General features: G+C 54.7%; 16 protein-coding genes and 1 riboswitch. Of the genes, 13 read left to right on the top strand and 3 right to left on the bottom strand.

Annotated features, from left to right (window positions below; translation table 11 throughout):
- Nucleotides 1-163 precede the first annotated feature (163 nt).
- Nucleotides 164-1054 carry a DUF2382 domain-containing protein gene (locus tag ACTL32_RS05675; protein ID WP_441340554.1) on the bottom strand — a complete coding sequence of 297 codons (891 nt, stop codon included), beginning with the start codon at nucleotides 1052-1054 and terminating at the stop codon, nucleotides 164-166.
- 273 nt (nucleotides 1055-1327) lie between these two features.
- Here ACTL32_RS05675 and ACTL32_RS05680 point away from each other — a divergent pair, with 273 nt between their 5' ends.
- The 5 genes from ACTL32_RS05680 (at nucleotide 1328) to ACTL32_RS05700 (ending at nucleotide 6043) form a co-directional block, all read left to right on the top strand.
- The gene (locus ACTL32_RS05680; protein WP_441340555.1) at nucleotides 1328-2278 is read left to right on the top strand and encodes an SDR family NAD(P)-dependent oxidoreductase; all 951 of its coding nucleotides are present in this window, start codon (nucleotides 1328-1330) and stop codon (nucleotides 2276-2278) included.
- On the top strand, nucleotides 2262-3170 hold the full coding sequence (locus tag ACTL32_RS05685) for an SDR family NAD(P)-dependent oxidoreductase (RefSeq protein ID WP_441340556.1): 909 nt from the start codon (nucleotides 2262-2264) through the stop codon (nucleotides 3168-3170). Before ACTL32_RS05680 ends, ACTL32_RS05685 begins: the two co-directional genes overlap by 17 nt.
- A gap of 174 nt (nucleotides 3171-3344) precedes the next feature.
- Nucleotides 3345-4145 (top strand): alpha/beta fold hydrolase, encoded by an 801-nt coding sequence (locus tag ACTL32_RS05690; RefSeq protein WP_441340557.1) that lies wholly within the window; start codon nucleotides 3345-3347, stop codon nucleotides 4143-4145.
- A 15-nt stretch (nucleotides 4146-4160) separates the two neighbouring features.
- Nucleotides 4161-5099: a diguanylate cyclase gene (locus ACTL32_RS05695; RefSeq protein WP_441340558.1), complete on the top strand. Its 939-nt coding sequence runs from the start codon at nucleotides 4161-4163 to the stop codon at nucleotides 5097-5099.
- Nucleotides 5100-5197: 98 nt separating this feature from the next.
- The gene (locus ACTL32_RS05700; protein ID WP_441340559.1) at nucleotides 5198-6043 is read left to right on the top strand and encodes an STAS domain-containing protein; all 846 of its coding nucleotides are present in this window, start codon (nucleotides 5198-5200) and stop codon (nucleotides 6041-6043) included.
- A 668-nt stretch (nucleotides 6044-6711) separates the two neighbouring features.
- On the opposite strand, the gene dapA is transcribed toward ACTL32_RS05700, so the two are convergent.
- On the bottom strand, nucleotides 6712-7605 hold the full coding sequence (gene dapA / locus ACTL32_RS05705) for a 4-hydroxy-tetrahydrodipicolinate synthase (RefSeq protein ID WP_441340560.1): 894 nt from the start codon (nucleotides 7603-7605) through the stop codon (nucleotides 6712-6714).
- A 125-nt stretch (nucleotides 7606-7730) separates the two neighbouring features.
- A riboswitch (Lysine riboswitch) is annotated at nucleotides 7731-7909 on the bottom strand.
- 106 nt (nucleotides 7910-8015) lie between these two features.
- On the opposite strand from dapA, the gene ACTL32_RS05710 reads away from it, so the two are divergent.
- From ACTL32_RS05710 to ACTL32_RS05740, 7 genes are all read left to right on the top strand, one after another.
- On the top strand, nucleotides 8016-8618 hold the full coding sequence (locus tag ACTL32_RS05710; protein WP_441340561.1) for an SAM-dependent methyltransferase: 603 nt from the start codon (nucleotides 8016-8018) through the stop codon (nucleotides 8616-8618).
- 69 nt (nucleotides 8619-8687) lie between these two features.
- Nucleotides 8688-9542, top strand: coding sequence for a KPN_02809 family neutral zinc metallopeptidase (ypfJ, locus tag ACTL32_RS05715; protein ID WP_441340562.1), 855 nt, complete (start codon nucleotides 8688-8690; stop codon nucleotides 9540-9542).
- A 135-nt stretch (nucleotides 9543-9677) separates the two neighbouring features.
- Nucleotides 9678-10844, top strand: coding sequence for a TraB/GumN family protein (locus ACTL32_RS05720; RefSeq protein ID WP_441340563.1), 1167 nt, complete (start codon nucleotides 9678-9680; stop codon nucleotides 10842-10844).
- Nucleotides 10845-11004: 160 nt separating this feature from the next.
- Nucleotides 11005-11253: a hypothetical protein gene (locus tag ACTL32_RS05725; protein ID WP_441340564.1), complete on the top strand. Its 249-nt coding sequence runs from the start codon at nucleotides 11005-11007 to the stop codon at nucleotides 11251-11253.
- Between the two features lie 110 nt (nucleotides 11254-11363).
- Complete coding sequence (locus tag ACTL32_RS05730; protein WP_441340565.1) at nucleotides 11364-14408, top strand: efflux RND transporter permease subunit; 3045 nt, start codon at nucleotides 11364-11366, stop codon at nucleotides 14406-14408.
- 212 nt (nucleotides 14409-14620) lie between these two features.
- The gene (locus ACTL32_RS05735; RefSeq protein WP_441340688.1) at nucleotides 14621-15961 is read left to right on the top strand and encodes a DHA2 family efflux MFS transporter permease subunit; all 1341 of its coding nucleotides are present in this window, start codon (nucleotides 14621-14623) and stop codon (nucleotides 15959-15961) included.
- A 180-nt stretch (nucleotides 15962-16141) separates the two neighbouring features.
- Complete coding sequence (locus tag ACTL32_RS05740; RefSeq protein ID WP_441340566.1) at nucleotides 16142-17353, top strand: NupC/NupG family nucleoside CNT transporter; 1212 nt, start codon at nucleotides 16142-16144, stop codon at nucleotides 17351-17353.
- 606 nt (nucleotides 17354-17959) lie between these two features.
- Here ACTL32_RS05740 and ACTL32_RS05745 read toward each other — a convergent pair.
- The gene (locus ACTL32_RS05745) at nucleotides 17960-18904 is read right to left on the bottom strand and encodes a nuclease-related domain-containing protein (protein WP_441340567.1); all 945 of its coding nucleotides are present in this window, start codon (nucleotides 18902-18904) and stop codon (nucleotides 17960-17962) included.
- A 183-nt stretch (nucleotides 18905-19087) separates the two neighbouring features.
- On the opposite strand from ACTL32_RS05745, the gene ACTL32_RS05750 reads away from it, so the two are divergent.
- Nucleotides 19088-20383 carry an NCS2 family permease gene (locus tag ACTL32_RS05750; RefSeq protein WP_441340568.1) on the top strand — a complete coding sequence of 432 codons (1296 nt, stop codon included), beginning with the start codon at nucleotides 19088-19090 and terminating at the stop codon, nucleotides 20381-20383.
- Nucleotides 20384-20410: the final 27 nt, after the last annotated feature.

The following is a 20410-nucleotide window of genomic DNA, read 5'->3' on the forward strand; positions in this document are numbered from 1 at the left end:
CAACAAAATACCTAAATATTCAAAAAATTAAATGTATCTTTAATCACCTTTACATGCCATCAATAAAGAATTCGGAAAATGGAGAAGGTTTATGTCGGTTTGAAGTACTCAAAACCAATATAAAAAAGACAGCCCGGAGGCTGCCTTTTCATCTTCTTCCTTATTAGAAACGGTCACGGTCTTTGCGGTCGTTATCTAGAATGCCGCGGTCCTTGTCCGTTACATCGCCGTCGATGTCCGCCACTTCCTTGCGGACGGTTTCGTTGACATGCTCGGTATCCTGGACTTTGCGCTTGCCGACGACAATCTCTTCCGATACGACGTCTTTTTTCGTTACGTCCACGCGCTCTTCAGTCAGCGGTACGCGGATCGTTTCGCCTTCTGTATAAGCGTCTTTCGAATCAAACGTTCCGTCGCGGTCCGTGTAAGTTGCAGAATCTTCGTTGACCGGACGGCGCTCAACAAATACTTCCTCGCGCTCAACTGGTACTTCGATTGTGCGCTCTTCTTCCACGACGTGTTTGCCGACGTTCACTTCGCCCGTTTTCACGCGCTCTTTGCCGACATTCAAACGTTCTTCGTGAAGGCGCAAGTGTTCCTCTTCATTCGTTGAAGTGGTATCCGTTGTAGTGCCCGATGTGAAGTTCGCACCTGTCGTGCCGCGGCGCTCATTGTATTCGCGGTATGACGAGTCGTAATCGCTGTCCACATAAACCAGCAGTTTGCCGGATTCCAGGTGCTGGCGGTATTCATCGTCCAATCCCATGCGGTTGTATGCTTCGTTTGAAGCTTCTTCGCCTGCGAGCAGGTTCATGAATTTGCCCATGAAGCCTTCCTCTTTCTGGGAGCTTCCTGTTGAACCGGTTGATCCTGTTGAATCGGTATCCACGTGTACGTCTGTCTGGCGTTCGACCATCGACAGCTGGTCGTGGTCCTGCGCTACTACATAGATATGGTCCTCGCTATATCCCTGCTGCTTTAATTCCGTAATCTTGTTCAATACTTCAGCCTGTACATCAAATGCTCCGATCAGTTTATCACCATGTTTTTTCATGTTATATTCCTCCTAAGTTTTGATGCTTTACCTGAAAGTTAAGGTATGGGTAGTGTACCCGGCATCTTCTGCTTGATAAACATTCCACCCGGATTTTAGGTCTTTTGGATTTGAAAGTTATACAAAAAGAAAGATGAGGAAAAAGTTTCCTCATTAAAGCGCTGTTTTAATCGGAAATCAGGGGTTTTGAGCCGTGAAACGTGTTTTTCTAAACAGGAAAGGGGTATTTGGCTAGCAATCGCTTTTATTTTCTACCTACAGGAGGGAAAGCGGATGGACGGGAAAACTTCACGGGTTGGATTGACGGTGGTCGTGACGGGTGCTTCTAGCGGATTCGGCAAAGGCATGGCGCAAAAACTCGCTTCACAGGGGGCCAATGTGGTGCTGGCTGCCCGCAGGACCGCATTGATCGAAGAGCTGGCGGAACAATTGGGGCCGAACGCGCTCGCGGTGACGACGGACATCAGCAACGAGCGGGATATAGCGCATTTGATGGAGGAAGCGCTTCGGGCGTTCGGGAAAGTCGATGTCTGGATCAACAATGCCGGGCTCGGCATCATCGGGCCGTTCACCGAAGTGCCGCTTACGGACCAGCGGCGCCTGGTGGAAGTCAATCTTCTCGGCACGGTCTACGGCAGCCACCACGCGATGCGGCATTTTCTGGAGCGCGGACGTGGCACGCTCATCAATCTGTCGTCGTTTGTCTATTATGTGCCTCTGCCATACGGGGCTGTTTATTCCGCCACCAAATTCGGGATTTCTGCACTTACCCAAGGGCTGTATCAGGAAATGGAGCTTGAAGGCAGAAAGGATATTCATGTCTGCGCCGTCCATCCATGGGTGACGGACACGCCGTGGACCTATCATGCCGGCAATTACAGCGGCCATTCCATCGACATCGGGCCGGCGGATGATCCGGAAAAAGTGATTGATGAGATCCTCGGCTTGATCGACTCGCCAAAAGAAACATTGGAAATTGGCTTTAAGGTGAAAGGGGCCATCTTTGCTCACCGGTTGATGCCGGAGCTGACCGAAAAACTGGACGGCCAATTCTTGATGAAGATGCTGCAGAACTCCCCCTACACGCCGGCGACTTCCGGCAGCCTGTTCGAACCGCAGCCGGAAGGGACGGAAGTGTCGGGCGATTTGCGGGAACGGTGGAAGCACAAGCAGCCGTTGGAAAAAAAACGGACAGGAGGAGAAATCCATGGGAAAGACAGCTAAACGGAACGGCCTGACGATCGTCATCACCGGCGCTTCGAGCGGTTTTGGAAAAGGGGCGGCTCGCCGGCTGGCGGAAGAAGGAGCGAACCTTGTCCTGGCTGCACGGCGCACCGCACTGCTAGAAGAACTGGCAGAAGAATGCGGGGAGAACACACTGGTTGTGACGGCCGATGTCAGCCTGGAAGCGGATGTCGCCAAGATAGTAAAAGAGGCGCTCAAGCGTTTCGGGCATATCGATGTCTGGATCAACAATGCAGCAGTGGGGGCAATCGGACCGTTCACCGAAGTGCCGGCAGAAGACATCACCCGGGCTGTCCATATCAATGTGCTCGGAACGATGTTCGGCAGCCATTTTGCGCTGCGCCATTTTCAGGAACGGAAATCGGGTATCCTCATCAATGTCGGTTCGATTGCCGGCAAGGTCCCATTTCCCTATTACACCCCTTATAGCATGACCAAATTTGCTGTGAACGGCCTCAGCGCCGCATTGCAGCAGGAAATGGAGCTTGGCGGTTATGACGGAATCCATGTCTGCACACTCCATCCGTGGGCAACGGATACGCCGTGGTTTGAACATACGGCGAATTACACCGGACATGCTGCTGAGATGAAGCCGATGGACGATCCGCAGGAGGTCGTCGATGCCATGATCGGACTGATCGACAATCCGCAGAAGAACGTCGATGTCGGCGGCAAATCCTCAGCTGCTGCCATCTCCCGGAAACTGATGCCGGGCGTTGCGGAAAAGATGAACGCCAAGCAGGTGCAGAAAGTGATCCGGGAAGCACCGCCGGCCCCTTACACATCGGGAAGCCTCTACCATCCGATGGCGGGAGGCACGGAAGTTTCCGGCGGGGTGCGGGAGCGGATGGAGCGGGAAGGAAGAGGCTGACCGGCAACCGGCCGGCTTTTTTCTTGTCCGTTCGGGTCATCTTCAGGAAGAGGGAAATGGGAATAACCACATATGTATTGGTACTTTTTTCAACAAATGCTATGATAAAAGTCGGTTAAGCACGATGGGTTTTCATTAAAAAAGTACGTTTTTACATACAAGGGAGAGAGTTTCATGCTTGAACAGATCGTCAAACGCAATAACGTCAAACTGCTTGGCCACGGCCGCCAAGTGCTGGTATTCGGCCACGGATTCGGCTGCGACCAGTACGTCTGGAGCGAAATCGCGCCGGCATTCGAAGACAAATACCGGGTGGTGCTGTTCGATTATGTAGGATCCGGAAAAAGCGACAAATCGGCCTATTCGACCGAACGCTACGGAACCTTGCACGGCTATAAGCAGGATCTGCTCGAACTGTGCGACGCGCTCGAATTCGAGAAAATCGTCTTCGTCGGGCATTCGGTCTCAAGCATGATCGGCATGCTGGCCTCGATCGAGCGACCAGAACTGATGGACAAACTGGTGATGATCGGCCCTTCGCCATTCTATATGAATGAAGATGGCTACTACGGCGGCTTTGAACAGACGGATATCAACGAATTGCTCGATATGATGGAGCTCAATTATAAGGAATGGGCGAAATACCTGGCGCCTGTCGTCATGCAGAACAAAGACCGCCCGGAACTGGCGCAGGAGTTTGAGCAGATCCTGTGCTCGAACGATCCGGTGATTGCCCGGCAATTCGCGGAAGTGACGTTCACTTCCGATGTGCGCGAGGAGCTGGAGAAAGTCTCCGTTCCGACGCTAATCCTGCAGCCGCAATTCGATGCCATTGCCCCGCCGGAAGTCGGCCGCTTCGTCCACAGCCGGATCGGCGGCAGCGAACTGATCGTCATGGAGGCAATGGGCCATAACCCGCATATCAGCGATGCGGAAGAGACGGTCGCTCATATCCAAGCGTTTTTAGACAGATGATCGGAGGGGATGGACATGGATGAACAATTGAATCTTGCGCCATTCGGCTATCTGGTCATCGACCGCACGAACCGCATCATCGAAATGAACCAAGCGATGCGGGAGATGGCGGGCACGGAGCGCGCGCCGGTGCATGTCCATGACCTGCTGACGGTCGCTTCAAGAGTTTATTTCCAGACGTATTTCATGCCGTCAATTACCTTGCATGGCAAAGTGAACGAAATGTTCTTGACGCTGAAAAGCGCGGAAGGGCCGGTTCCAGTGCTGATGAATGCAGCAGAACGGAACGGCTTTTTTGAATGCGCCATGATCGGGATGACCGTGCGGGATGAATACGAGAAGGAATTGCTGCTGGCCAAACGCGAAGCGGAAAAGATCAACCGCGAGACCGCTGATGCGTATGAAAAATTAAAAGCGCTGCTGGCGGAAGTGGAGGCCAAACAAGGGGAACTCGAAGAACTCAATGAAAACCTCTACCAGCTCGCCGCGCTCGATCCGCTGACCGGCTTGAAAAACCGGCGCAGCCTGGAAGCGCTGCTTGAGGAATTGACCGGGAAAGCGGAAGGCGGCATGGAGTTGTCGCTCCTTGCAGTCGACATCGATTTCTTCAAACGCGTCAATGATACATACGGCCACCAGATGGGCGATGCGGTGCTACAGGAACTGGCCTGGAAACTGGAAGCGGAAATCGGAAATAGAGGCGTCGTGGCCCGGCTGGGCGGCGAGGAATTTGTCATTGTGCTTCCACAAAAAGGGAAGGAGGCGGCGCTGGAGCTTGCGGAAGGGGTGCGCCGCGGCCTCGAAAGGGCAGAATGGCTCAATGTCAGCATAACCGTCAGCATCGGCGTGGCCGCCTTTATGCCGGGGGATGATTCCGACACGCTGTTTGAGCGGGCGGACAAAGCGCTCTATGAGGCGAAAAGCGCTGGCCGAAACCGCGTGGCAGCGGGCTGAGAAACATGGGAGGCCTGCAAATATAAAGCTTTCGCAAAGGTGCTGTTGATGGTTATAATGAATTCAGACTGTGACTAATGTTATTAGCGGAGGTAACCATGGAAAAAGAAGTGAAAATGCTCGGAGAACGAGTAGAAGCAGATAGATATTTAATCGCCGGCCTGATTCAGGAAGAGGCTTTGAAACATAAGACTCCTCAAGAATTAGAAGAGCTAGCAGGTTTGCTTGAAACCGTCATCGAGTTCCGGGCCAGCCTGATCGGCCTGATCGGAAAATCGATCCGGAATTATTTTGATGCGAAAACGGCTTTCGCTGAAATTTCGGAATGGGGGCATTCGACCGGGAATTATTTTCTGGAGCAGGGAATGATGCTTGACCAGGCGCTCGGGGAAACCCATCTGTACCGGAAGCATATCGCTAAAGTGCTGAAGTCGGAAGCAGTCCATGAAGGCATGGAGTTTGAAATGCTTTTGGATGTCCTGGAATTTTTCCACTCGCTCCTTGACCATGCGGCCCATTCCTATAGCTTCTCTTATATCAATGCTTACCAGAAGAACTTAAGCGATGCGCGGAAGCAATTCCTTGAGCTGTCTTCGCCGGTCGTCCCGGTGAACGATGAAATCGCCATCCTGCCGATTGTCGGCGACATCGAGATGGACCGTGCCCATTACCTGTTGGAGAAAACGCTGATTGCGGTCTCGCGCCTTCAGGTATCAACACTCATCATCGATTTGTCCGGCGTTGTCAAAGTCGATGCCATGGTAGCAGAGCAGATCATCAAACTGACTGAATCGCTGAAACTGGTCGGCATCCGCGGCATCTTGACGGGCATCCGTCCTGAAATCGCCCAGACCATCACCAATCTTGGCGTCGACATCAGAGGACTAGCCCTCGGCGGCAGCCTCAAGCAGGCGTTCAAAAAACTGGCCGCTGAATCCGAATAAAACCAAAAAACCCGCTGAAGCATCGCTTCGGCGGGTTTCTAGCATGTTGAGAAAGATATAGATTTAATTTCTTTTAAAATAAATAACCGATATTCCGCAAAACAGCTGCGTAAAACCCTGTGCTCCTGCGCGCTATGCGCTCGTCGCAAAGAGATGGCTCAAACTTCCTTAGAGCCATCTCTTTGCCGCGGGCGAGCGCCAAGCCTCCTCAGTCGCTTCGCTCCCTGCGGGGTCTCGGCTGTCTCGCTTTCCCGCAGGCAAGACTTACCCGAAGCCTGCGAGGGCAAGTCTTTGCGACGAAGCGCGCAGCGCTGAAGGAGCAGTACGGTTTTCTCCGCCGTTTTGCTCCATATCTGAGGTAGCACTGTTAAAACGGGTAGAGTTATCAGCTAATAAGAGAGAAACCAGCGCCGGCGCGTCCACGGGCTAGGCAATAAAATGGCCCAAAAGCAGTTTGGGCCATTTTATTTGCGACGAAGCTAGCGCAGCGGTGCAGGAGCAGAAGGGTTTTGCTATGAGACGGGTACTTTTCCCGGCTCATAGCGAAAGCCATGCCCTAAGCGGCCGAAGCGGTGTGAAAAATTCGTTTTTTAGGATTCATTTTATAGGAATTTTCTCGACAGCCTTAAAACCCGCTGAAGCATCGCTTCAACGGGTTTCTTTTTTTATTAAGACTGCTTGGCTTTCATTTGTACGACAGGAGCTAAAGCTTCCTGTAAGGTTAGGGTTTCCTGCTCTGTGAGCGGCACCATCGGCAAGCGGACTCCGCCAACCGGCACGCCGGTCAGGTTGAGTGCGGTTTTCACCGGCACCGGATTCGGCGCGGCGAACAGCGCGTTCATCGCCGGAAGCAGTTTCCGGTGAATCTGGGCCGCCTTCTGCGTATCACCCGTTTTGAAGCTTGAAACCATTTCCTGCATTTCACGGCCGATCACGTGGGCGGCAACAGAGACGATTCCGGTTCCTCCGATCGAGAGAAGCGGCAGCGTCAAGCCGTCATCGCCGCTGTAGAGTGTGAAGCTTTCCGGTGTGCGTTCGATGATTTCAGCGGCAGCATCGAGGTTTCCGCTCGCTTCTTTGATCGAGACGATGTTCGGGATCGCCGACAGGCGCACGACTGTGTCGACAGACAAGTTGACGACGCTGCGGCCCGGGATGTTGTAGAGCATAACCGGCAGGTGGGTTGAAGTCGCAATGGCCTGGAAATGCTGGAACATGCCTTCCTGGGAAGGTTTGTTGTAATAAGGCGTCACGAGCATGATGCCGTCGACACCCGCCTCTTCGGCGCCTTGGGTCAAGGTGATCGATGCGCGTGTATTGTTCGAGCCGGTTCCAGCGATGACCGGGATGCGGCCTTGGACCGTTTCAACGACAAACTTGAAAAGCTCGATTTTTTCATCCGCTGACAGGGTTGGCGATTCGCCGGTGGTGCCGGCGACGACAAGTGCGTCCGAGCCGTTTTGGATCAGGTGCTCGACCAATGCGGCAGTTGCGGGGAAGTCGATGTCTCCGTTGGCGTCAAATGGCGTCACCATTGCTGTTACTACTTGTCCGAAATTCATAAATACCACCCTTTTCTCATTTTTTTAGTAAAATCAGAGGTGATGAGTCTATCGAAAAAAACAAAAAAACAGCAACGAGGGTCTCGTTGCTGCCATAGAACCGGTGTGTGTACCGCCCAGCTCTTGCATCAGATAGCCCTCCATATAGTCTCCTATATGACAGTCCTGCATCTATTGAATGCAGGCCCAGCGGGTTCGGCGATGAGCGCCTCTCCACTTCGGCAAAAACCCCTTTCAGCAGCCGTCGCCGGACCTCATCGTCCTCGGGCTGTCTACTGATGGTGTTTGCACCTCTATCCTCACTCCGGAAGACCGGAGCAAGAAATTATTGAATTAGCTAGACTTTACCAAATTCCGCCGAAAATTGCAATAGCAGCGCAGCGGAATTTACAGGGAAAGGGGAAATGTTGATGAATGAACGCCAGCAAGACGCCGATTTGAACATACGGACTGAAGGGATCCAGCAGGGATTCCATGACTCGCTCCACCACAACCGCTATGAACCGACCCCTTATGCCTTGCTTGCCGAGCTTTTCGCGGCCTACCGGCTGGCGCCGGGGGACCGCCTCGTGGATTTCGGCTGCGGCAAGGGGCGGCTTGCATTTTACGTCCACCACCTGTTCGGCAGTGAGGCTGTGGGTATTGAAATGGACCCCGGCCTGTTCGAGGAAGCGATGCAGAATTTGATCCGCTATGAAAAAAGGACCCCCAGCGCAACAGGGCGCATCCGCTTCCAATGTGAATTTGCGGAGAATTACCGCGTACAGCCTGAGGATAACCGGTTTTATTTCTTCAATCCGTTTTCTGTCCAGATTTTCATGAAAGTGGTGCAGAATGTGCTGAGGTCTGTGGAGAAAATCCAGCGGCCTGTCGAGCTGATCCTGTTTTTCCCGTCTGAGGATTATATCGAGTTTTTGGAGTACCGCACGGGCTTCGAGCGGGTGCAGGAAATCGCTTTGCCCGGGTCGGAAGCCGATTTCCGGGAACGGTTTTTGGTCTACCGGCTCGCTTGAGGGTTAAGGGAAGTACGGAACGGGGTATAGGCTTAAGAAAAAAGGCTAACAGGCGAGGAGAGAAGCGCGATGAAATGGAAAGGCAGAGCAGGGAGCGGAAATGTAGAAGACAGAAGGGGAAGAGGAGTGGGCGGCGGAACAATTGCCGCTGGCGGCGGGATCGGCGGTTTGCTGATATTCCTGCTGGTGGCGTTTCTCGGAGGAGACCCGGGCGCCGTCCTGAACGGCATGGGCGGCGGAGCGCCGGCGCAATCGGGTGAGCCGTATGTGGCGACGGAACAGGAAGAGGAACTGGCGGATTTTGTGTCGGTCGTCCTCGCGGATACGGAGACGGTCTGGTCGCAGGTGTTTGCGGAAGAGGGGCTTGAATATGTCGAGCCGACGCTCGTTCTGTACACCAATAGCGTCGAATCGGCCTGCGGGACAGCGGGATCGGCGGTCGGGCCGTTCTATTGCCCGGGAGACCAGAAGCTTTACATTGATCTGAGTTTCTATGAAGAGCTGCAGCGTCAGTTCCAGGCACCCGGCGATTTTGCGATGGCCTATGTCATCGCCCATGAAGTGGGGCATCATGTGCAGAATTTGCTCGGTGTCATGGAAAAAGTCCAGCCGATGCGCAATCAGCTGAGCGAGGAAGAATACAACAAGCTTCAGGTGCGGCTTGAGCTTCAGGCGGATTATTACGCGGGCGTCTGGGCGCATCATGCGGAGGGCATGGACGTGCTTGAAGAAGGCGACTTGCAGGAAGCGCTGCGTGCAGCGAGCGCAGTCGGCGATGACACGATCCAGAAGCGTTCGCGCGGCTATGTCGTGCCGGAAAGCTTCACTCACGGCACTTCCGAACAGCGCCAGCGCTGGTTCTACCGCGGCTTTGAATACGGCGACATCCAAAACGGCAATACGTTCAACGTACGCAATCTGTAAACGGAACAATTGTGAAATCTGAAAAAATGAAGGGCCGGGCGTTGATATTTTTCCTCAGGTGATTCATTATTGAAATAGACAGTCTTTTCGCGGTGCCGCGGAAGGAAATTTAACTCTAATGAAGGAAGTAACCCCATGCATGAAGATAATATTACGCGCCTCCATATCGACGGGCGCGAGTTCATCCTGATCGGAACTGCGCATGTGTCGCGGCAAAGCGCCGTGCAGGTCAAAGAAGTCATCGAAGCCGAGCGCCCGGACTCGGTGTGCATCGAGCTAGACGCGCAGCGCTACCAGTCGGTGACCGAAAACAGCAAATGGAAAGAGACGGATATTTTCAAAGTCATCAAGGAAAAGAAATCGAGCCTGCTTCTGATGAACCTGGCGATCTCCTCGTTCCAGAACCGGCTGGCCGACCAGTTTGGCATCAAGCCGGGGCAGGAAATGATCCAGGGCATCGAGTCGGCGAAAGAGACAGGCGCTGAGCTGGTCCTTGCCGACCGCAACATCCAAGTGACGTTCGCGCGCATCTGGAGCAATATCGGCTTTATGGGGAAATCCCAGCTGCTGACGTCCGTATTCTTCAGCATCTTCAGCAAAGAGACGATCTCCGAAGAGGACCTTGAGAAGATGAAATCGCAGGATACGCTGAACGCCGTGCTGAATGATTTCACCCAATCGTTCCCGAAACTCAAAAAACCGCTCATTGACGAACGCGACCAGTACCTCGCGCAGAAGATCAAAGATGCGCCGGGCCAGAAAGTGGTGGCAGTCCTTGGTGCGGCACACGTGCCCGGCATCACGAAAGAGATCCATAATGAACATGACCTCGAAGCGCTCGCACAGGTGCCGCCCAAGTCGAAATGGCCGAAGATCCTCGGCTGGGCATTGCCGATCCTTTTGGTCGTGCTTCTCGCCATCACATTCTACAACAACCCGGCCGCCGGCATCGACGGCACGATCAGCTGGGTGCTGTGGACCGCGTCGCTCGGTGCAATCGGAGCAGCCCTTGCGTTCGGCCATCCGCTCGCCATCCTGACCGCATTTGTCGGTGGGCCGGTCGGAGCGCTCCACCCGCTGCTTGCTGCAGGCTGGTTCTCCGGCCTCATGCAGGCATGGGTGCGCCGCCCGAACGTCGGCGATTTCGAAACGCTTTCCCAGGACGTCTTCACCTTGAAGGGCTTCTGGGACAATAAAGTCACGCGCGTCCTGCTGGTCGTCGTGCTGACAAACCTCGGGACTTCCGCCGGCAACCTGATCGGCGGCGCCGATGTCATTCGGCTGTTCCTGAAAAACCTGTAAACAGATACCCGCTGCAGGCGGCCTCCCACCCGGAGGCGCCTGCAGTTTTTCATTGTCTGTAGCACAGGAAATTTTTCTTTTCCCCTTCTGCTGAAAGGGTTTCAGAGCGGGTATAGAGAAGTAGATAGATAATAAAATACGGTTGGGGAGGAACAATATCATGGGCTTATTCCTGATGGGAATTCTGCTCTGGTCGCTCGTCATCGCATCGGTCGTGCTGCTGGTTTACGGGTTATGGAAACGTTCCTGGAAAGCGTTGCTTTGGAGCGGGGCGGCTCTACTGGTCCCGATGGCGCTGATTGCATTTGACGGAAGCGGGAGTCTCTGGTTCAAATTGAGCATAGTTCCGCCGTTGCTGATTTTCGCCGCCGCGTATTTGATGAAACACCGTAAAGCCCATTCCTTGTAGCGTTGACGGCCGGAATCCACCGGCCGTTTTTTTATTTTTTCCGAGAGTTGGCAATGGCGTCTTCTGAAAATTAGTTATACAATAGTTATACAAAAAAGAGGGGGCGCATTATGAACTATTTACTGGAGCGGAGTAAACTATTCCTTTTCCTATTCTTTATTCTCATGCTGATCGGAGCGTACGTCTTTACGACGCTGCCGCAGCGGGAGATTCCGGAGACGCCGCCGAACCTTGTGCTCGTATCGGCTATTTTACCGGGAGCCGGGCCGGAGGAAGTCGAAACTTCCCTGACCAATCCTTTGGAGCGGGAACTGCAGAAAGTGGACGGCGTTTCATCGATGCAATCCGTTTCCGCCAATTCCGCCTCCATCATCACGCTTGAGCTGGAAGACGGGTTTGACCCTGACAGCCTGGTGAGTGAGATGCAGCAGCAGGTGCAGCGTGCATCGGGAGGGTTCCCGGAAGGCGCGCAGGCGCCGACCGTCGAAAAGCTGGATCTGACCTTCCCGCTTGTCTCCTATATGTTCTACGGGGATGAAGCGGGACTTGCCGGCATGGGCGAAGAGCTTGCCGCATTGTCCGAAGAAGTGGAAGCTGTCAACGGGGTCGCGGGCACGACGGTCAAAGGCTTGAACAGCCAGCAAGTGCTGATCGAGCTCGATTCCGATGCGCTCGCCGAAAACCGGCTCCAGCCGTTTGAAGTGCTGCAGTCGCTGCAAGGGGCAAACCAGCCCTTGTCGCTTGGCACACATGACAACGGCAACGAACAAGTGGTGCTGACGGTCGAGCAGGGCGAAGGCATCGAAAAGCTGCAGGCGCTCCAAGTCGGATCGGCTGCAGTACCGCTCGAAGACATTGCCACCATCGAAAGGGTCGATGAAGCCACAACGGACATCGTGACGTTCGAAGGTGAACGGGCGATTTCCTATACGGTCTTTCTGCAGACCGGGCAGGATGTACCGGGCGTCGATAGAGGCGTTTCGGAACGGATCGAAGAGTTTACGGAAGGGCTGCCGGCTGGCGTCGAAGCGGAACGCTACGAATCCCAGGCGGAAAATGTCACGACAATCTTCGAGGGGCTTTACGAAGCGCTGCTGATCGCCGTGCTTGCTGTGCTCATCGTCACTACAGCAGGATTGACGCTGTTCGGGGCCTTAACCGTTGCGCTCACCGTCTTGGTCACGGTGCTCACCGGCCTCATCCCGATCCCGTTCATGGGTGTCGACTTGAATCAGATTTCCGTCATCGGCCTGATCATCGCCATCGGGATCCTCGTCGATGACAGCATCGTCGTCAACGACAATATCCAGCGGCGCTACAAGCTGGGCGATTCACCGAAAGACGGCGCCATCAACGGCGTCAAAGAAGTGTATTCATCGATCATTTCATCCAGTCTCGCCATCGTCGTGACGTTCTCGCCGCTCCTGCTTCTTTCCGGCGGCAACGGGGCGTTCATCAAGGCGCTGCCGAGCATCCTGATCACGACGATCATCGCCTCGACAATCTTGTCAATTACGCTTGTGCCGATGATGCAATACCTGAAAACGAAGCGCCGGCGGAAGCCGATTTCCGATACGCCGGGGTTCCTTGGAAAGCCGCTTGAAAAGCTGGCAGGGTTTTATTCCAATAAGGTTCTACGCGGCGTCATGAAACGCCCGCTCCTCGTCGGCATCGGCGGGCTGGTGGTTGCGACTGCATTCCTTGCGCTTGCCTTCTTTACGCCATTCGAGTTTTTCCCGGCTGCAGACCGCCGCGAAGTGACGATGGACATCCGCTTGGCGGAAGGGACGACCATCGAAGAAACCGATGCGTTCATGGCTGACGTAACGGAAGAGCTGCGAAATGAAGACGGAAATGTCGATGAAATCGCCGTCTTCACTGGTGAAGGCTTGCCTAGCTTGTTCGCAGCATCGATGGACAACACCGGCGCCAATACCGGGCAGGCGGCAATCCGCATCGACCGCGAGGCGACGACTGCTGCGGCCTTTATCGAAAAATGGCAGCCGGAGCTGCGCGAGCGCTACCCGGAAGCTGAAATTTTCCTGGATACGATTGTCCAGGGGCCGCCGGTGGGCGCACCGGTGACAGTGACCGTCACCGGTCCGGAACTTGCTGAGCTGGAAGCGATCCGCGACCGCCTGAAAGAGAATATGCTCGCAGAAGGCGCTGACGTGGTGACCGACAACCTGGGTGATCCGGTTCCGGCCATCGAATACGTGCCGAATGAAGCGGCGCTGCAGGAAAACAGCATCGCGCTCAGCACGGTGACCAACCAGCTCCAGCTGCTGACGCAAGGCGTCCCGCTCTACAGCATTTATGAAGGTGCGACGCCGTTAGGGGTGACGCTGAAGCAGAGCGGGATCGAGGAAGGGCAGCCGATCGATCTTGCCTCGTTCCAAGTGCCGGCGGCCGCAACTGAAGGCCCGCCGACCTTTGTTGGCCTCGAAGGATTGCTGACGGCTGAAGAAACCGAAGTGGTCGCGCAGATTCCGCACCAATCGGCGGAACGCGCCATCACGCTGAAAGCATTCGGCGAAGCGGAAGATTTCGAGAACAGCATGCTTGCCGTCGCTGACGCTGAAAAAGCGCAGCTGGCGGAAGGCTTCGAGATTTCGACCGGCGGCGAGAACTCGGACCAGGAAGCGTTCTTTGCCGAAATCGGCGTCCTGTTCCTTGTCGTCATTCTGCTGGTGTACTTGGTCATCGCGTTCCAGTTCAAATCGTTCGGCTTGCCGTTCCTTGTGCTGATTGCGGTATACCTCGGCATTTCAGGCGCCATCCTCGGCCTGTTCCTGACGCAGACGCCGCTCAGTTTCCTCGGTGTGATGGGGATTGTGTCGCTGACCGGGATCGTGGTCCGGAACGCGGTCGTCCTGATCGACTTTGTCGAGGTGCGGCGTTTGTCCGGCAATTTCAACATCCAGGAAGCGATCATCGAATCGGGCTATGCCCGCATCAAGCCGATCGTCCTGACGTCGATCACGTCGATCGTCGCATTGATTCCGGTCGCCTTATCGGGCGATCCGCTGTTTGAAGCGCTGGCCATCACGATCATTGCCGGGCTGACATTCTCCGGCCTATTCACGCTGGTGATGATTCCGGCTTTGTATTTAGTGTACTACCGCTTCACGCACCGCAAAGAGAAAGCCGCTTGACCTCCTGACGCGCAGCCATTTCCGGCTGCGCGTTTTTTTCATCGATGCGAATAAAATCGGCATAATTGGACTTTGCCCGGGTAAGTAGTGTATAGAAAGCAGTTTCGGGAGGAAACGAGCATCCGGCAGAAAGGGAGGTGGCGTCTTTGGCGAATATCCAGGAAGTCCCGCGAGGCGAAGGCATAAGAAAAGGGCCGCTTCTCGGAGTGCTGATGGCTGGCGTATTTGTCGCCATTCTCAACCAGACGCTCCTTGCCACCGCCTTGCCGCATATCATGGAGGATCTCCGGATCAACGCCAACACCGCCCAATGGCTGACGACGGTTTTCATGCTGGTAAACGGCGTGATGATTCCGGTCACGGCGTTCCTGATCGGCAAATTCTCCACCCGCGCGCTGTTCATGGCGGCAATCGGCCTGTTCGCAGCCGGCACGATCATCTGCGCGCTCGCACCCGGATTTTCAGTGCTGCTTGCCGGGCGCATCATCCAAGCATCCGGTGCGGGCATCATGATGCCGTTGACGCAAACGGTGCTGTTCGTCATCTTTCCGGTTGAAAAACGGGGACAGGCGATGGGCATCTACGGGCTGGTCATTTCATTCGCGCCGGCGCTCGGCCCGACGCTGTCCGGCTGGATTGTGGGCCAGTATCCGTGGCGCGCGCTGTTCTATATCGTCATCCCGATTGCATTGATCGATCTTTTGCTGGCCTATTTCTTTTTGAGGAATGTTACGAAGCAGACATTCCCGACACTCGATATCCTTTCGGTCATCCTATCGACCGCAGGATTCGGCGGAATCCTCTACGCTTTCTCCAGTGCCGGGTCAATCGGCTGGGGAAGCGCTCAGTTCCTCCTTTCGATCGGCATCGGCGCCATTGCGCTCGTGCTGTTTATCCACCGCCAATTGCACTTGAAAGAGCCGCTCCTTGAGTTCAAGGTGTTCAGCTACGGCATATTTACCCTTTCGACCGTACTCAGCGTCATCGTTTTCATTTCCATGATGGGGAGCGCAACGATCCTGCCGATCTACATGCAGAACATGCACGGCTTCACCGCGTTTGAGTCAGGCTTGATGCTGCTGCCGGGGGCGATCGTCATGGGTGTGATGAACCCGGTCACCGGCCGCATCTTTGATGCCGTCGGCGGCAAATGGCTGGCGGTGGTCGGCCTGTCCCTCGTGACGGCGAGCACCTTCCAATTCACAGTGCTGACGACCGAGACGCCGTTCGCTTATCTCGCCATCAGCCACGCAGTACGAATGCTCGGCGTCGCTATGGTCATGATGCCCGTAACGACTGCGGGGCTCAATCAATTGCCGGAACACCTGATTCCGCACGGGACCGCAATGAGCAACACGATGCGCCAGGTTTCCGGCTCGATCGGCACCGCACTGCTTGTGACGATTATGACGGGGACCGCGCTGGACGCGAGCGAGTACGGCATGCAGGGTCTGGTGCGCGGCGTCAACATTTCGTTCATGGTCGCGGGCGTATTGAGCGGCATCGGGATCATCATGGCCTTCTTCCTTAAAAAGCCGGAAGGGGAAGGCTGAGTTTTTAGTAGTCGAAATGTTCCCGATATTGCAACTTTTTTGGATAAGAATTTGTCACATGATGTACATTTACTTCTTTGCACGGTTTTGGTAAGATGTCAGACGACGGAAGACTAGTTTCGGCAAATACCGGAATGGAATGAAAGCGTTTCAAACCGGAGAAAATAATGAGGTGAAGTTGTGAATTTATTATGGGGCATCTTTGGCGTATTCGTGGTTCTTGGAATCGCCTTCTTATTATCAAGCGGCAAAAAAGCCATCAAGCCGCGGACGATTCTCGGCGGTCTGGCCATCCAGATCACGTTCGCATTCATGGTACTGGAATGGGACCTTGGGAGAAAGGCGCTTTTGGGCCTCTCGAACCTCGTCCAGAACGTCATCAACTATGCGGGTGAAGGGATTTCCTTCGTATTCGGCCCGGCGGCTGACGTACAGGGCTTCGGCTTTGTCTTCGCGTTCCAAGTGTTGACGATCATCATCTTCTTTTCTTCTTTGATTTCAGTGCTTTACTATTTAGGTGTTATGCAGTTTATCATCAAGATCCTCGGAGGGGCGCTATCGAAACTTCTCGGAACGAGCAAAGCGGAATCGATTTCAGCTGCGGCGAACATCTTCGTCGGCCAGACGGAAGCGCCGCTGGTCATCCGCCCGTTCATCGCGGGCATGACCCGCTCTGAGCTGTTTGCGGTCATGACAGGAGGACTGGCATCAGTAGCCGGTTCGACGCTTGCGGGTTACGCACTTCTCGGTGTGCCGCTGGAATACCTGCTCGCTGCGAGCTTCATGGCAGCGCCTGCCGGTCTGATCATGGCGAAAATCATGATTCCGGAAACGGAAGAAGTCATCGAGAAAGACTTCGTTATGGAAAAAGACCAGACATCGGTCAATGTCGTTGACGCTGCCGCGCGCGGCGCCTCCGACGGCTTGCAGCTGGCGCTGAATGTCGGTGCAATGCTCTTGGCGTTCATCGCTTTGATCGCACTTCTGAACGGCATGCTCGGCGGGATCGGCGGCTGGTTTGGCAATGACGACCTGACCATCCAAAGTATTCTCGGCGTCATCTTCGCCCCGCTTGCGTTCGCAATCGGCGTACCGTGGGAAGAAGCGGTCCGTGCCGGCAGCTTCATCGGGCAGAAATTGGTGCTCAATGAATTTGTCGCTTACACTTCGTTTGCCCCGCAAATCGAAGACTTGTCGCCCAAGACAGTCCTCGTTGTCAGCTTTGCGCTTTGCGGCTTCGCAAACTTGAGCTCACTTGCTATCCTTCTTGGCGGACTTGGAGCGATGGCGCCAAGCCGCCGCCCGGACATCGCTCGCCTCGGCATCCGTGCTGTTGCGGCCGGTATGCTTGCCTCACTCCTGAGTGCAGCAATCGCCGGGATGTTCATGTAATAAAAGCGCGTGTTTCACCAACCGCCTGCGGGATTTCCCGCAGGCGGTTTTTTCATGCAGCGATTCCAAACGGATCCGGGATGCGGCTTGGGAGATTGGGTGCTTTCCGCTTGCGGGAAGCGCCCTTCTTTTAGGAGCAAACGCGGCAGCGGTTGCTTTAGGCATTCGGGGGTTTGGCGTTGGAGTGATTTTGGATGGTTTTTGGCAGGGAGATGCGCTTTTTTGGAGGCGGTTTGGAGAGCGGCGGCGTGAAGCGGAGATGGGGCGGTGCCAAAAAGGGCGGGAATGCCTGGCATTTCGCAGGCGAAATGCGAAAGGGATAAGGGACGTGGCGGTTTAAGGCAGGAAAGAAGTGCCGTTTTTCTTCTGAAGCGGGGCAATCCGTTGGTTTTTTATCTTTTTGGAAGTTGGAGATAGGTGATATTCGAAGAGGAAGTGATTTTATGATCGTTTAGGAGAATTTATGATCGCTCAGGAAGTTTTGTGCTCGTTCAGCAGTAGTAATGATCGTTCAAAAATTTTTATGATCGCTCAGCGGTACTTTATGATCGTTCAACAATTTTCGACAAAAAACCTCCCGCGAAAATGTTCGAAGGAGGCATCCATCTATTGATTAATTTTCAAACGGTAGACTCGGGCTTTTAGATTTCCAGCAACTTCTAAATCGAGTTGGCTTAACAGTCTTGAAGCGACATGCCGCGATTCCACTCCGCAAAACCGCCGGAATTCCTGATTCGTCAGGACGCTGCCGACGAGCGAGAAGTATTCGCGCACCGCAAATTCGTGTGCGAGCGGGTCGCGTCGGCCGCAGCTGCTGCAGGTCCATCCGCGCTTCATGCGTTTCATGGTGAGTGTTCGGCATTCGCGGCACAGGACGCCGGTTTTCAAGTCGGCTGCATCAATTGAATAGTGTTGGCAAAGAGGGTTCCGTCTAAAAGGGGTTTGATGGCTGAGAAGCAGCTTGCTGATTTTCGGGAGTTTGGGGCTCGCAGCGTTGGGGGGATACGACTGCCAGATGTTCAGCAAGTATTCGGGCATTTGATAAGCTTTGCAGATGGGTGCGCCACGCGGCTTCGAAGCGAATTCGCATTGCTTCGCCGTGAAGACAGAGAGTCCGGTGACCGGCAGCGAAATCTTCCGCAGCCGGAACCAGCGTTCCAGGAAGCGGACATGCTTGGCGAGCTGGACGCGCGGGTCTTCCAGGGTGGTTTTATTGCCATCCGGGGTGATGCGGAAAAATTCGCCGGTCGCTTCATCGAAATGGATTTCGTCGCTGATGTTCTTTGATTCGATAACGACCGCGCAGCGTTCGGTCAGCAATAGGCCGTCGATCTGGACGGGCCAGTCGCCGAGCGTGAGGCTGACGTCCCAGACCGCGGTAAACTCCTCCTCAATCCAGAATTCCTTGAAACGCGCCTTCAGCCGTTCTTCGCCGCGCTTGCCGCCAGCCGTCCGGTACCGCTGCTTCTCCAGAAAATCACGCTGCGGATGCCTTTCCGCCAGGCGCAGCAGAAGCGTTCCGAGCGCTTCGGTTTTATTCAACAATTCCAATCCATCACCTCCTGGGGAATTAGTTGAATTATACCATCGCCGAAAAGATCGGGCTAGCTGGGATGACAAGCTCCAACCCTTGACATGGCGGCGTTTTGGGATTACAATTTTGACTTGGCTTGCCTATGGTTTCCATAGGAAAAGCGGGTAGGGAGAGGGCTAATTTAATAGAAGGTCGTATAAATGAAACATTGGATGGACCGGTTTTTCGGTCTTCAAAAAAACGGCACCACGGTGAAACGCGAGATGACCGCCGGCTTGATCGGCTTCTTTACAGTGGTCTACATCATCGCGGTCAATTCGCTGATTTTGTCTGAAGGCGGCATGCCGCTTGAAGCGGCGATCGTTGCGACAATTGGGGCATCGGTATTCGGGGCGTTCGTCATGGGATTCTGGGGCAACGCGCCGATCCTGCTCGTTCCGGGCATGGGCATCAACGCACTGTTTTCCTATACGCTGGTCCAGTCGATGGGCTTGTCGTGGCAGGAAGCGCTCGCAGTCGTCTTTGTCACCGGCGTCATCTTCGTAGCCGTCGCATTTACGCGGTTCGCGAAAGTCATCAGTTCGGCCGTTCCGCATTCTTTGAAAGAAGCGATCACCGTCGGACTCGGGCTTTTCCTGATGCTGCTCGGCCTTGAAAAAGGCGGGCTCGTCATCCGCGGCGAAACGTCGATTCTGGCGCTCGGTTCGCTGTCAGAGCCGCAAGTGCTGGCGACAGCGCTGACATTGATCGTCGCGATCGTCCTGTTTGTCCGCAACGTGCCGGGGAATTTCCTCATCACGATCGTGGCAGGGACGGTCATCGCTTCGTTTTTCGGCTTGATCGACACGAGCGTTCTGGACGAGCCGTCGCTCAATATGCAGGAGGCGTTTGCCGGATTCGGCGCGCTGGCATTCGACAGCTTTCTGTCGATGACGTTCTGGGTGGCGGTCTTCTCGCTGACGATGGTCATGGTGTTTGAGAACATCGGCCTTGTCCACGGACAGGTCAACCTGATCGGGCAGCCGGAGAAATTCGGGCGCGCGTTCCAGGCGACTTCCCTGGGCGCCATGGCGTCAGCAGTGTTCGGCACGAGCCCGACCGTCGCTTCGGTCGAAAGCGCCGCAGCGATGACGGCAGGCGGCCGCACGGGGCTGACGGCGATAACGGCAGGCGTCCTGTTCCTGGCGTCGGCGTTTTTCATTCCCGTCATCAAACTGATCCCGGACAGCGCAATTGCGCCGATCCTGATCATCATCGGCGGGCTGATGCTGCAGACGATCCGCAACATCGACATGAAAGACATGAGCGAGACATTTCCAGCGCTCCTGATCATTGCGCTCATTCCGTTTACGTACAGCATCGCTGACGGCATCGCCATCGGCTTTATCCTGTACCCAATCCTCAAGATCGGCATCGGCAAATGGCGCGAGGTATCGGTTCCGCTCTACATCATCTCGGGGCTGTTCCTCATGAACTTCGTGCTGCATTATATGTAAAACCGGAAAACGCATTTGCCTGTGCAA

The sequence above is a fragment of the Planococcus sp. FY231025 genome (genome assembly GCF_052078085.1).
GTDB lineage: Bacteria > Bacillota > Bacilli > Bacillales_A > Planococcaceae > Planococcus.

Excerpts from the sequence above, each read along its gene's own strand:
- ACTL32_RS05685 (WP_441340556.1), top strand. The coding sequence starts at position 2,262 with ATGGGAAAGACAGCTAAACGGAACGGCCTGACGATCGTCATCACCGGC.
- ypfJ (WP_441340562.1), top strand. The coding sequence starts at position 8,688 with ATGAAATGGAAAGGCAGAGCAGGGAGCGGAAATGTAGAAGACAGAAGG.
- ACTL32_RS05725 (WP_441340564.1), top strand. The coding sequence starts at position 11,005 with ATGGGCTTATTCCTGATGGGAATTCTGCTCTGGTCGCTCGTCATCGCA.
- ACTL32_RS05690 (WP_441340557.1), top strand. The coding sequence starts at position 3,345 with ATGCTTGAACAGATCGTCAAACGCAATAACGTCAAACTGCTTGGCCAC.
- ACTL32_RS05750 (WP_441340568.1), top strand. The coding sequence starts at position 19,088 with ATGAAACATTGGATGGACCGGTTTTTCGGTCTTCAAAAAAACGGCACC.
- dapA (WP_441340560.1), bottom strand. The coding sequence starts at position 7,605 with ATGAATTTCGGACAAGTAGTAACAGCAATGGTGACGCCATTTGACGCC.
- ACTL32_RS05700 (WP_441340559.1), top strand. The coding sequence starts at position 5,198 with ATGGAAAAAGAAGTGAAAATGCTCGGAGAACGAGTAGAAGCAGATAGA.
- ACTL32_RS05730 (WP_441340565.1), top strand. The coding sequence starts at position 11,364 with ATGAACTATTTACTGGAGCGGAGTAAACTATTCCTTTTCCTATTCTTT.
- ACTL32_RS05675 (WP_441340554.1), bottom strand. The coding sequence starts at position 1,054 with ATGAAAAAACATGGTGATAAACTGATCGGAGCATTTGATGTACAGGCT.
- ACTL32_RS05695 (WP_441340558.1), top strand. The coding sequence starts at position 4,161 with ATGGATGAACAATTGAATCTTGCGCCATTCGGCTATCTGGTCATCGAC.
- ACTL32_RS05720 (WP_441340563.1), top strand. The coding sequence starts at position 9,678 with ATGCATGAAGATAATATTACGCGCCTCCATATCGACGGGCGCGAGTTC.
- ACTL32_RS05680 (WP_441340555.1), top strand. The coding sequence starts at position 1,328 with ATGGACGGGAAAACTTCACGGGTTGGATTGACGGTGGTCGTGACGGGT.
- ACTL32_RS05735 (WP_441340688.1), top strand. The coding sequence starts at position 14,621 with ATGGCTGGCGTATTTGTCGCCATTCTCAACCAGACGCTCCTTGCCACC.
- ACTL32_RS05710 (WP_441340561.1), top strand. The coding sequence starts at position 8,016 with ATGAATGAACGCCAGCAAGACGCCGATTTGAACATACGGACTGAAGGG.